The 12,344-nt window shown below is 72.1% G+C and carries 10 protein-coding genes; 9 read left to right on the plus strand and 1 reads right to left on the minus strand.

The window, feature by feature from the left end; genetic code table 11:
- Nucleotides 1–97: 97 nt before the first annotated feature.
- From ftsW to ACFY00_RS01770, 9 genes are all read left to right on the plus strand, one after another.
- Nucleotides 98–1,465 (plus strand): putative lipid II flippase FtsW, encoded by a 1,368-nt coding sequence (gene ftsW, locus ACFY00_RS01730; protein WP_388026193.1) that lies wholly within the window; start codon nucleotides 98–100, stop codon nucleotides 1,463–1,465.
- Between the two features lie 6 nt (nucleotides 1,466–1,471).
- Nucleotides 1,472–2,578: an undecaprenyldiphospho-muramoylpentapeptide beta-N-acetylglucosaminyltransferase gene (gene murG / locus ACFY00_RS01735; RefSeq protein ID WP_388026195.1), complete on the plus strand. Its 1,107-nt coding sequence runs from the start codon at nucleotides 1,472–1,474 to the stop codon at nucleotides 2,576–2,578.
- Complete coding sequence (locus ACFY00_RS01740; protein WP_388026197.1) at nucleotides 2,571–3,344, plus strand: cell division protein FtsQ/DivIB; 774 nt, start codon at nucleotides 2,571–2,573, stop codon at nucleotides 3,342–3,344. Before murG ends, ACFY00_RS01740 begins: the two co-directional genes overlap by 8 nt.
- A gap of 334 nt (nucleotides 3,345–3,678) precedes the next feature.
- On the plus strand, nucleotides 3,679–4,893 hold the full coding sequence (gene ftsZ, locus ACFY00_RS01745; protein WP_388026199.1) for a cell division protein FtsZ: 1,215 nt from the start codon (nucleotides 3,679–3,681) through the stop codon (nucleotides 4,891–4,893).
- Nucleotides 4,890–5,624: a peptidoglycan editing factor PgeF gene (gene pgeF / locus ACFY00_RS01750; protein ID WP_388026200.1), complete on the plus strand. Its 735-nt coding sequence runs from the start codon at nucleotides 4,890–4,892 to the stop codon at nucleotides 5,622–5,624. Before ftsZ ends, pgeF begins: the two co-directional genes overlap by 4 nt.
- Complete coding sequence (locus ACFY00_RS01755; protein WP_388026202.1) at nucleotides 5,621–6,409, plus strand: YggS family pyridoxal phosphate-dependent enzyme; 789 nt, start codon at nucleotides 5,621–5,623, stop codon at nucleotides 6,407–6,409. Before pgeF ends, ACFY00_RS01755 begins: the two co-directional genes overlap by 4 nt.
- A 195-nt stretch (nucleotides 6,410–6,604) precedes the next feature.
- Complete coding sequence (locus tag ACFY00_RS01760) at nucleotides 6,605–7,225, plus strand: cell division protein SepF (RefSeq protein ID WP_388026204.1); 621 nt, start codon at nucleotides 6,605–6,607, stop codon at nucleotides 7,223–7,225.
- Between the two features lie 77 nt (nucleotides 7,226–7,302).
- Entirely contained in the window at nucleotides 7,303–7,593 is a 291-nt protein-coding gene (locus tag ACFY00_RS01765) for a YggT family protein (RefSeq protein WP_285736531.1), read from the plus strand.
- Nucleotides 7,594–7,639: 46 nt separating this feature from the next.
- Nucleotides 7,640–8,962 (plus strand): DivIVA domain-containing protein, encoded by a 1,323-nt coding sequence (locus tag ACFY00_RS01770; RefSeq protein WP_388026206.1) that lies wholly within the window; start codon nucleotides 7,640–7,642, stop codon nucleotides 8,960–8,962.
- Between the two features lie 227 nt (nucleotides 8,963–9,189).
- Here ACFY00_RS01770 and ileS read toward each other — a convergent pair whose 3' ends face one another.
- Complete coding sequence (gene ileS / locus ACFY00_RS01775) at nucleotides 9,190–12,321, minus strand: isoleucine--tRNA ligase (RefSeq protein WP_388026208.1); 3,132 nt, start codon at nucleotides 12,319–12,321, stop codon at nucleotides 9,190–9,192.
- Nucleotides 12,322–12,344 lie beyond the last annotated feature (23 nt).

A 12,344-nucleotide genomic window follows, 5' to 3' on the forward strand; every position in this document is an offset into this window, starting at 1 on the left:
GAGGTCGCGCCCGCGGGCAGTCCGCCGCCCGGGCGCGGCCTCGCCGTCGGAGGACCCCCGGCGCGTTCCAGCCCGTGACCCGAACCGTGAGGAGCCCGTGGTGCCGACCAGGGAGAAGGAGCCGCCGCAGGGCCTCCAGCTGATCTCGGCGACCACCACCACCTTCAAGTCGGCCGGCCCCCTCGCCCGCTTCCGGGCCGCCCGGGAGCGCTTCGGGTACCTGATGGCCCGGCCGCTGACGCCGTACTACCTGATCCTGGGCGCCGCGCTGCTGCTGGTGGTGCTGGGCCTGGTGATGGTGTTCTCCGCCTCGCAGAGCGTGGTGGTGGAGTACGGGCTGCCGATGACCTTCTTCTTCCGCAAGCAGCTGATCGCCCTGCTGCTGGGCGGGGCGATCGCGGTGGTGCTGACCCGGGCCCCGGTGCGGGCGCTGCGCACCGCCGCGTACCCGCTGCTGTTCGGGGTGGTGGGCGCGCTGGTGCTGGTGGCGATCCCCGGCGTGGGCGTGCGGATCAACGGCAACCGGAACTGGATCAGCCTGGGCTTCTTCCAGATCCAGCCGTCCGAGTTCGCCAAGCTGGCCCTGCTGCTGTGGGCGGCCGACCTGCTGGCCCGCAAGCAGCGCACCCACATGCTCGACCAGTGGAAGCACCTGCTGATCCCGCTGGTGCCCGGCACGGTCGTGCTGATGATGCTGATCATGATCGGCGGCGACATGGGCACCACCATGGTGCTGATCGCCATGCTGTTCGGCCTGCTCTGGATGGTCGGTGCCCCGCTGCGGCTGTTCGCCGCCACCCTGGGCATCGCGGTGGTCGCCTGCACCGCGCTGATCATCACGGTGCCGCACCGGCTCGGCCGGCTGGCCTGCGTCGGCGTCACCAAGCCCGACCCCAACCTGGACTGCTTCCAGGCCCTGCACGGCCTGTACGCCCTGGCCGCGGGCGGACCGTTCGGGTCCGGACTGGGCGCCGGGGTGGAGAAGTGGGGGCAACTGCCGGAGGCCCACACCGACTTCATCTTCGCCGCCACCGGCGAGGAACTCGGACTGGTGGGGACGCTGTCGGTGCTCGCGCTCTTCGCGGCACTAGGCTACGCGGGTATCCGAGTGGCCCTCGGCACCACGGACCCGTTCGTGCGGTACGCGGCGGGCGCCGCCACCACGTGGATCATGGCTCAGGCCGTGGTCAACCTGGGGTCGGCGCTGGGACTCCTGCCCATCGCGGGCGTCCCGCTGCCGCTGTTCTCGTACGGCGGTTCCGCGATGCTGTCGGCCATGTGCGCCATCGGGCTGCTGCTGTGCTTCGCACGCAGCTCCCCGGCGGCGAAGGCAGCGCTGGCTGCCCGGCCCCGCAGATGGCGAAAAGGGGCCAACTCCCGGTTCGGGCCCGTCCTGGACCGGGTGCTGCCAGGTAGGAAAACCACAGCGCGCAAGGCCGCCCGGCCGCCGCGCAGGGAGCGGTGAATTTCGGTGCATGTCGTACTCGCCGGCGGCGGGACCGCCGGTCACATCGAGCCGGCCATGGCGCTCGCGGACGCGCTGCGCAGGCACGACCCGTCCATCGGGATCACCGCCCTCGGCACCGAGCGCGGGCTGGAGACCCGGCTGGTCCCGGAGCGCGGCTACGAGCTGGCGCTGATCCCGGCCGTCCCGCTGCCCCGCAAGCCCACCCCGGAACTGATCACCGTCCCGGGCCGGCTGCGCGGCACCGTGCGCGCCGCCCAGGAGGTCATCGAGCGGGTCAACGCGGACGCGGTGGTCGGCTTCGGCGGCTACGTGGCGATGCCCGCCTACCTGGCGGCCAAGCGGGCCGGCGTGCCGATCGTGGTGCACGAGGCCAACGCCCGCCCCGGCCTGGCCAACAAGATCGGCGCCCGCTACAGCGACTTCGTCGCGGTCTCCACCCCCGACTCCAAGCTGCGCGACTCCCGGTACATCGGCATCCCGCTGCGCCGCACCATCGCCACCCTGGACCGCGGCACCGTCCGCCCGGAGGCCCGGCACCACTTCGGCCTCGACCAGCGGCTGCCCACCCTGCTGGTCTCCGGCGGCTCGCAGGGCGCCCGCCGCCTGAACGAGACGGTGCAGGCGATCGCGCCCCGGCTGCAGCAGTACGGCGTCCAGATCCTGCACGCGGTCGGCCCGAAGAACGAGCTGCCGACCATCGACGACATCCCCGGCATGCCGCCGTACCGGGCGCTGCCGTACCTGGACCGGATGGACCTGGCCTACGCGGCGGCCGACATGATGCTCTGCCGGGCCGGCGCGATGACGGTCGCCGAGCTGGCCGCGGTCGGCCTGCCCGCCGCGTTCGTGCCGCTGCCGATCGGCAACGGCGAGCAGCGGCTGAACGCCCAGCCGATGGTGAAGGCGGGCGGCGGCCTGCTGGTCGACGACGCCGAGCTGACCCCGGACTGGGTGCTGGAGAACGTCCTGCCGGTGCTCACCGACCCGGCCAAGCTGTGGGAGATGTCGCGCGCGGCCGCCGAGTTCGGCCGCCGGGACGCCGACGACCTGCTGGTGCAGATGGTGTACGAGGCGATCGAGGCCGCCCGCGGCGGCCGCCGCCGTGGCTGACGAGGAGTACGAGGAGGAGTTCGGGGAGGACGGCGAAACGGCCCGTCCGCCCCGGCTCCGACTCTCCCGCCGGGGCGTCGGGGTGCTGGTCGCGCTGGGCGCGCTGGTGGTCGGCGGCCTCGGCTGGACGGTGTTCTTCTCCGCCGCGCTGGACGTCCGCGGGGTGGCCGTCCAGGGCCTGGACTCCGGCAGGCTGACCCAGCAGGACGTCGAGCGGGCGCTCGGCGGCACGGCGAGCGGCCCGCTGGCCCGGGTCGACCTGGACGAGGCCAGGGCCGAGGTGGCGAAGCTGCCCCGGGTCGCCTCGGTGGAGGTCTGGCGGGGCTGGCCGCACACCCTGCGGGTGAAGGTGACCGAGCGCCGCGCGGTGGCGGCGATCCAGCGCGACGGCGGCGGCTTCGTCCAGGTCGACGCCGGTGGTGTGGAATTCGCCACTGAGCCGCAGCCCCCGTCCGGCGTCCCGGTGGTGGCGCTCCAGCTGAGCCAGCCCGCCCAGGACGCGGTGGCGGTGATCGACCGCCCGACCCTCGTCCGCTCGGCGGTCACGGTGGCCGCCGGACTGCCGCCGGACGTGGCGAAACAGGCCGGTTCGCTCACGGTCTACTCGTACGACGACATCCGGCTGCGGCTGGCCTCCGGCGCCACCGTCCGCTGGGGGAGCGCCGAGGACACCCCGCGCAAGGCCGCGGTGCTGACGGCGCTGCTCGGTCAGAAGGCGTCGAATTACGACGTGAGTGCGCCGGATGCCCCGGCGGTGTCGGGTTGATCCGGTAAGTTCTGTCCCCGGGGGCGGTATTGACGGGGCCCCGGCTCCGGTCCGACCCTTGGTGGTCACCCCGGTTTCACCGAGGGGTCGATGATCACATAGGCTCAAAAGAAAAAGGGAAGCTCGGCGTGTTCGTTGAAACACGCGCCGGTTGCGACCTACTGTCCTGTGTCAACGAGCTGTGCTCGACACCGAGGTGACACCGGCACAGCCATAACCCTCAACCTCAAGTTTAGGGTTCGGGTTGGAACCACGCGCTTCCCACCCATCGACATCCGTCGGCCTTCACAATCCAGGGGAGCCGACCCGGAAATTCGAGGCGAGAGGCCCCGACGTGGCAGCACCCCAGAATTACCTCGCGGTCATCAAGGTCGTCGGCATCGGCGGCGGCGGAGTCAACGCCATCAACCGGATGATCGAGGTCGGGCTCAAGGGCGTCGAGTTCATCGCGATCAACACCGACGCCCAGGCGCTGCTGATGAGCGACGCCGACGTGAAGCTGGACGTCGGCCGCGAGCTCACCCGCGGCCTCGGCGCCGGCGCCAACCCCGAGGTCGGCCGGAAGGCCGCCGAGGACCACCGGGAGGAGATCGAGGAGGTCCTCAAGGGGGCCGACATGGTCTTCGTGACGGCGGGCGAGGGCGGCGGCACCGGCACCGGCGGCGCGCCCGTGGTGGCCAACATCGCCCGCTCGCTCGGCGCCCTGACCATCGGCGTGGTCACCCGCCCGTTCACCTTCGAGGGCCGCCGCCGGGCCAACCAGGCCGAGGACGGCATCGCCAGCCTGCGCGAGCAGGTCGACACCCTGATCGTCATCCCGAACGACCGGCTGCTGTCGATCTCCGACCGCCAGGTCTCGGTGCTGGACGCCTTCCGCTCCGCCGACCAGGTGCTGCTCTCCGGTGTCCAGGGCATCACCGACCTGATCACCACCCCCGGCCTGATCAACCTCGACTTCGCCGACGTCAAGTCGGTCATGTCGGACGCCGGGTCGGCGCTGATGGGCATCGGCTCGGCCCGCGGCGAGGACCGCGCCAAGGCCGCCGCCGTGATGGCGATCTCCTCGCCGCTGCTGGAGGCGTCCATCGACGGCGCCCGCGGCGTGCTGCTCTCCATCTCCGGCGGCTCCGACCTCGGCCTGTTCGAGATCAACGAGGCCGCCCAGCTGGTCAGCGAGGCCGCCCACCCCGAGGCGAACATCATCTTCGGCGCGGTCATCGACGACGCGCTCGGCGACGAGGTCCGGGTCACCGTGATCGCCGCCGGGTTCGACGGCGGCCAGCCGCCCGCCATCGTCCGCGAGCCGGTGGTGAAGTCCACCTCCACCGCCGCCTCGGCCCCGGCCGCCGCCCCGGAGCGCCCGGCCGCCCGCCCGTCCTACGGCTCGATCGGCTCGGTCACCCGCGCCGAGGAGCCGGCCCGCGCCGCCGAGGCCACGGCCCCGGCGACGGCCACCGCCCCGCCGGTGCCGCCGCAGGTGCAGCCGGTGCGGCAGCCGTACGTCGAGAGCCCCGCGGAGGAGCTCGACGTGCCGGACTTCCTCAAGTGATCGATACGTTCTCCCGACACGGTGCTCACTTCGCCTCCACCACCCGGTGGGGCGGGGTGAGCACCGCGCCGTACGGGGAGCTCAACCTCGGCGGCGCGGTGGGCGATTCGCCCGAATCCGTCCTGCAGAACCGTTTCCTCGCGGCCCGGGAGCTGGGGCTGGACCCGGCCGACGTGGTCTGGATGAACCAGGTGCACGGCGCCGAGGTCGCGGTGGTGACGGAGCGCCAGCCCGCGGGCACCGCCCCGACCGTCGACGCGGTGGTCACCGACCGTCCGCTCGCCCTCGCCGTGCTGACCGCCGACTGCACCCCGGTGCTGCTGGCCGACCCCGTCGCCGGGGTGGTCGGCGCGGCGCACGCCGGACGTCCGGGCCTGGCCGCCGGGGTCGTCCCCGCGGTGGTCGCCGCGATGCGCGAGCTGGGCGCCCGCCCCGAGCGGACCGTCGCCGCCGTCGGCCCCGCGGTCTGCGGCCGCTGCTACGAGGTGCCGGAGGCGATGCGCGCCGAGGTCGCCGCGCTCGTCCCGGCCGCGCACGCCGAGACCTCCTGGGGCACCCCCGCGCTGGACGTCCCCGCCGGGGTCGCCGCACAACTCGCCGCGGCGGGCGTGCAGGATGTGGTGCGATCATCCGTCTGCACCCTCGAATCGCCGGACCACTACTCCTACCGTCGGGAGCAGCGGACCGGCCGACTCGCGAGCTACGTCTGGCTGGGGCCCTCACACTCATGACGAACGACATCTACGGTCCGTTCCCGGGCCGCCCCGAGTTCTCCGCCGCGCTGACCGAGGGGCAGCGCGCCCGCTACGAGCAGCTCGGCGCCAACCTCGACGTGGTCGAGCGCCGGATCGCCGACGCGTGCGCCGCGGCCGGCCGCCCGCGCGAGGAGGTCACCCTGATCGTGGTGACCAAGACCTACCCGGCCGAGGACACCGCGCTGCTCGCCGGGCTCGGCGTCACCGACGTCGCCGAGAACCGCGACCAGGACGCCGCCCCCAAGGCCGAGCGCTGCGTCGAACTCCCGCTGACCTGGCACTTCGTGGGCCAGTTGCAGACCAACAAGGCCCGCTCGGTGGTCCGTTACTCCGACGTCGTGCACTCGGTGGACCGGGCCCGGCTGGTGGACTCGCTGGCCGCCGCCGTCCGCAACGCCGAGCGCCCGCCGCTGGGCTGCCTGGTGCAGGTCGCCCTGGACAAGGAGGCGGGCGAAGGGGAGCACCGCGCGGGCGTGGCGCCCGCCGAGGTGCTCGCGCTGGCGGAGCGGATCGCCGACACGCCCGGGCTGCGACTGGACGGTGTGATGACGGTCGCACCGCTGGCCGGTCCGCTGGCGGGCGACCCGGCGCGCGCCTTCGCGCGGCTGGCGGAAATCGCAAGCGACGTACGCGCGGCCCATCCGGCTGCAACCATGGTCTCGGCAGGGATGAGCGGCGATTTGGAGCAGGCGATCGCCGCCGGAGCGACACATGTACGCGTCGGTACGGCGGTGCTCGGAGTGCGGTCACCGCTCGGGTAACGTCACCGGGTAAGTAGATCAGACTGCAGGACAAAATAGGACAGAACCTAGCAGATGATCAGTCTGCAGGTAAACCGTGGATCGCATCCGAGCGCACACTCCGCGGTCTGACGGACCGTCGGCCTGACAGGTCGTAAGAGGACCACGGCATCCGCAGGGCGACACGGTGGGCGCATGAGCGGAGGAGACAGCAGCATGGCCGGCGCGATGCGCAAGATGGCGGTCTATCTCGGTCTGGTCGAGGACGAGACCTACGACAGCCAGGGGTACGACCCCGACGACGACTACGACGCGGACCCGGAGCCGATCCGCACCGGCCGGACCGAGGACCTCCGGTCCGCGGCCGCCGCTCCCGCCGCCCCCGCCCCGCAACCGGCGCCCGTGGCCCACATCGCGCCCCAGCCGGTGCCCGCCGCGGTCCCGATCCGGCAGGAGCAGCCGCGGATGGCTCCCGTGTCGTCCATCACATCCGAGCGCCACCGCAACCTGGAGAAGAGCACCCCGGTGATCATGCCCAAGGTCGTCAACGAACGAGAGCCGTACCGCATCACCACGCTGCACCCGAGGACCTACAACGAGGCCCGTACCATCGGGGAACAGTTCCGCGGCGGTACCCCCGTGATCATGAATTTGACCGAGATGGACGACACGGACGCCAAGCGGCTCGTAGACTTCGCCGCTGGACTGGTCTTCGGTCTGCACGGCAGTATCGAGCGCGTGACGCAGAAGGTGTTCCTGCTGTCGCCTGCTAACGTCGATGTAACGGCGGAGGACAAGGCTCGGATCGCCGAGGGTGGGTTCTTCAACCAGAGCTGACCCGAACCACGACTACACGTGTGGGTCTGTTGACAGAGCGTCACTGACGGTACGTCGGCCAGGGAGAGGGAGACGCGATGGGGATCTTCGGTTCGGTGCTCTACTGGGTGCTGACCGTGTTCCTGTTGTTCCTGCTCTTCCGACTCGTCATGGACTGGGTGTTCCAGTTCGCCCGTTCATGGCGTCCCGGGAAGCCCATGGTCGTGGTGCTGGAGGCCACGTACACTGTCACGGATCCGCCACTCAAGCTTCTTCGGCGTTTCATCCCGCCGTTGCGTCTCGGGGGCGTGGCGCTCGACCTGTCCTTCTTCGTACTGATGATCATTGTGTATGTCCTGATCTCGCTCGTGCAGCGCCTGTCGTTCTGAACGATGCGACAGGATGCCGGTCCGACGATCACGTTGAGGTGAAGAGATGCCATTGACCCCCGAGGACGTTCGGAACAAGCAGTTCACGACCGTCCGGCTGCGCGAAGGCTATGACGAGGACGAGGTCGATGCCTTCCTCGACGAGGTCGAAGCCGAGCTGACCCGCCTGCTGCGCGAGAACGAGGACCTGCGGGCCAAGCTGGCCGCCGCCACGCGTGCCGCCGCGCAGAACCAGGCCAACATGCGCAAGGAGCAGCAGGCCCCGCAGGACGGCGGCCGCCCCGGCGCGCCCGTTCCCGCCGCCATATCCGGCCCGCCGGTGCCCGGACAGCAGGGCCCCGGTCCGCAGCAGCTCGGCGGCCCGCAGCAGGGCATGGGCAACCAGCAGGGCATGGGCAACCAGCCGCTGGGCCTGCCCTCCGGTGCCCCGCAGCTGCCCGCCGGTCCGCAGCAGGGCATGGGCAACCAGCAGGGCATGGGTGGCCCGATGGGCAACCCGATGCAGCAGCAGCAGATGGGCCAGACCATGGGCGGCCAGCAGCAGCTGGTCCAGCCGATGGGCGGGCAGATGCTGCAGCCGATGGGCAACCCGATGCAGCAGCAGATGGGCCAGACCATGGGCGGCCAGCAGCTCCAGCCGATGGGCGGGCAGCAGCTCCAGCCGATGGGCGGCCCGATGGGCAACCCGATGCAGCAGCAGCAGGGGCCCGGCGGCGACAGCGCCGCCCGCGTCCTGGCGCTCGCCCAGCAGACCGCGGACCAGGCCATCTCCGAGGCCCGCTCCGAGGCCAACAAGATCGTCGGCGAGGCCCGCAGCCGCGCCGAGGGCCTGGAGCGGGACGCCCGTGCCAAGGCCGACGCCCTGGAGCGGGACGCCCAGGAGAAGCACCGCGTCGCGATGGGCTCGCTGGAGTCCGCCCGCGCCACCCTGGAGCGCAAGGTCGAGGACCTGCGCGCCTTCGAGCGCGAGTACCGCACGCGGCTGAAGTCCTACCTGGAGACCCAGCTGCGCCAGCTGGAGTCGCAGGCGGACGACTCCCTCGCCCCGCCGCGGATCCCCGCCACCGCTTCGCTGCCGCCGGCCGCGTCGTCGATGGCGCCCGCCGGTGCGAGCGCGATGTCCTCCCCGGCGCCGTCCTTCGGCTCCAACCCGTCCTTCGGCGGGAACCAGTCCTTCGGCGGCTCCTCCTTCGGCAGCTCGTCCGGTGCCCCGTCCTTCGGCGGTGCCTCGGCGGGCGGCAACGGGGCGATGGCCCCGGCGGGCATGACCCAGCCGATGGCGGCCGTGCGGCCGCAGCCCCCGCAGCCGATGCAGCAGGCTCCCGCGCCGATGCGGGGCTTCCTGATCGACGAGGACGGCGACAACTAGCAGTACCGCAGCGCGCGACCGAAAGGGCGCCCTTGGCCGTGGTGGCCGGGGGCGCCCTTCGCCGTGCGCGCGCCGTGCGGACGGGGAGGCCGCGGCGACGATCGCGAGGAGGGCGGTGGTTCGCCGCCTCCTCGCGACCTCGCCGGGGTGCCTGGTCGGTCGCGCGGTTCCTCGCGCCCCTGGCGCGGGTCGTCGCCTGCTGCCAGGGGCGCGGGGGCCGCGGGTGCTCAGGCCTTGCGGAGGGTGAACTCCAGGGCGAGGTCCTCGGCGGTGAAGCGGGGGGCGTCGGGGTCGGTGATGGTCAGGCCGATCGTCTCGGCCAGGACCTCGGCGGCGATCAGGGACTGGTGCTCGGTGAGGCCGGCCAGGGCGTCCCGGTCGGTGCTGGTGAGCTGGAGGTGGATCCGGTCGGTGATCTCCAGGCCGGAGTTCTTCCGGGCGTCCTGGATCTGCCGGACCGCGTCGCGGGCGATGCCGAGGCGCTTGAGCTCCGGGGTGATCGTCAGGTCGAGGGCGACGGTGGCACCGGACTCGTTGGCGACGGCCCAGCCCTCGCGCGGGGTCTCGGTGATGATCACCTCCTCGGGGGAGAGGGCGACCGTCTCGCCGTCCAGTTCGACCGAGGTCGCGCCGGTGGCGCGCAGCTCGGCGGAGAGCCGGGCGGCGTCGGCGGCGGCGACGGCCTTGGCGACGTCCTGGACGCCCTTGCCGAAGCGCTTGCCGAGGGCGCGGAAGTTGGCCTTGGCGGAGGTGTCGACCAGCGAGCCGCCGGCCGCGGAGAGGGACTGCAGCTCCAGGACGTTGAGCTCCTCGGCGATCTGGGCGCGCAGGTCGGCGGGGACCTCCTCCCAGCCCTGGGCGGCGATCAGCGCGCGGGACAGCGGCTGGCGGACCTTGACGCCGGACTCGGCGCGGGCGGCGCGGCCGAGCTCGACCAGGCGGCGGACCAGCGCCATGTGGCGGGACAGCTCGGGGTCGATCAGCGTCTCGTCGACGGCCGGCCAGCCGCTCAGGTGGACGGAGACCGGGGCGTCCGGGGTGACCGGGACGACCAGGTCCTGCCAGACCCGCTCGGTGATGAACGGGGTCAGCGGGGCCATCAGCCGGGTGACGGTCTCCAGCGCCTCGTGCAGGGTGGCCAGCGCGGCCGCGTCGCCCTGCCAGAAGCGGCGGCGGCCGCGGCGGACGTACCAGTTGGACAGGTCGTCGACGAAGCCGGAGAGCAGCTTGCCGGCCCGCTGGGTGTCGTACGCCTCGTAGGCGGCGTCCACCTCGCGCACCAGGGTGTGGAGTTCGGACAGCACCCAGCGGTCGAGCACCGGGCGGTCGGCCGGGGCCGGGTCGTTCGCGGAGGGGGCCCAGCCGGCCGGGCGGGCGTACAGGGCCTGGAAGGCGACGGTGTTCCAGTAGGTGAGGAGGGTCTTGCGGACCACCTCCTGGATGGTGCCGTGGCCGACCCGGCGGGCCGACCAGGGGGAGCCGCCCGCGGCCATGAACCAGCGCACCGCGTCGGCGCCGTGCTCGTCCATCAGCGGGATCGGCTGCAGGATGTTGCCCAGGTGCTTGGACATCTTGCGGCCGTCCTCGGCCAGGATGTGGCCCAGGCAGACGACGTTCTCGTAGCTGTTCTTGTCGAACACCAGGGTGCCGACGGCCATCAGCGTGTAGAACCAGCCGCGGGTCTGGTCGATCGCCTCGGAGATGAACTGCGCCGGGTAGCGCTGCTCGAACAGCTCCTTGTTGCGGTACGGGTAGCCGTACTGCGCGAACGGCATCGAGCCCGAGTCGTACCAGGCGTCGATCACCTCGGGCACCCGGACCGCGGTGGCGGAGCACTGCGGGCAGGGGAAGGTGACCTCGTCGATGTACGGGCGGTGCGGGTCCAGGCCGGACTGGTCGGTGCCGGTCAGCTCGGAGAGCCGGGCGAGCGAGCCGACGCAGGTCAGGTGGTCCTCCGCGCAGCGCCAGATCGGCAGCGGGGTGCCCCAGTAGCGGTTGCGGGACAGCGCCCAGTCGATGTTGTTGTTCAGCCAGTCGCCGAAGCGGCCGTGCTTGACCGTCTCCGGGTACCAGTTGGTGGCCTCGTTCTCGCGGATCATCGCGTCCTTGACGGCGGTGGTCCGGATGTACCAGGACGGCTGCGCGTAGTAGAGCAGCGCGGTGTGGCAGCGCCAGCAGTGCGGGTAGCTGTGCTCGTACGGGAGGTGGCGGAACAGCAGGCCGCGGGCCTGCAGGTCGGCGACCAGGGTCTCGTCGGCCTTCTTGAAGAACACCCCGCCGACCAGCGGCACGTCGGCGGCGAAGGTGCCGTCGCTCTCCACCGGGTTGACCACGGGCAGGCCGTAGCGGCGGCAGGTCGCGAGGTCGTCGGCGCCGAAGGCGGGCGACTGGTGGACGATGCCGGTGCCGTCCTCGGTGGTGACGTACTCGGCGGTCAGCACGTAGTGGGCGTCCGGGATCTCCACGAGGTCGAACGGGCGCCGGTAGGCCCAGCGCTCCATCTCGGCGCCGGTGAAGGTCTCGCCGGTGGCCTCCCAGCCCTCGCCGAGGGCCTTGGCCAGCAGCGGCTCGGCGACCACCAGGCGCTCGGTGCCGTCGGTGGCGACCACGTAGGTCACCCCGGGGTGGACGGCGGCGGCGGTGTTGGAGACCAGCGTCCAGGGGGTGGTGGTCCACACCAGCAGGGCGGCGGTGCCCGCCAGCGGGCCGGAGGTGAGCGGGAAGCGGACGAACACCGAGGGGTCGACCACGGTCTCGTAGCCCTGGGCCAGTTCGTGGTCGGACAGGCCGGTGCCGCAGCGCGGGCACCAGGGGGCGACCCGGTGGTCCTGGACCAGCAGGCCCTTGTCGAAGATCTGCTGCAGCGACCACCAGACCGACTCGATGTAGGACGGGTCCATGGTGCGGTAGGCCTGGTCGAGGTCGACCCAGTAGCCCATCCGCTCGGTCAGCTCGGCGAAGGCGTCGGTGTGCCGGGTCACCGACTCGCGGCACTTGGCGTTGAACTCGGCGATGCCGTACTTCTCGATGTCCGGCTTGCCGGAGAAGCCCAGCTCCTTCTCCACCGCGAGCTCGACCGGCAGGCCGTGGCAGTCCCAGCCGGCCTTGCGGGCGACGTGGTAGCCCTTCATGGTGCGGTAGCGCGGGAAGACGTCCTTGAAGACGCGGGCCTCGATGTGGTGGGCGCCCGGCATGCCGTTGGCGGTGGGCGGCCCCTCGTAGAACACCCACTCGGGGCGGCCCTCGGACTGCTCCAGGCTGCGCTGGAAGACCCGCTCCTCCTGCCAGAACGAGAGGATCCGGTGCTCCAGCGCGGGCAGGCTCACCTGCGCGGGGACGGCGTTGTACGTGGGCGACATGGGGGCGTCTACCTCCGGCGGAT

Origin of the sequence: Kitasatospora sp. NPDC001540 (genome assembly GCF_042894345.1) — a bacterium.
GTDB lineage: Bacteria > Actinomycetota > Actinomycetes > Streptomycetales > Streptomycetaceae > Kitasatospora > Kitasatospora phosalacinea_C.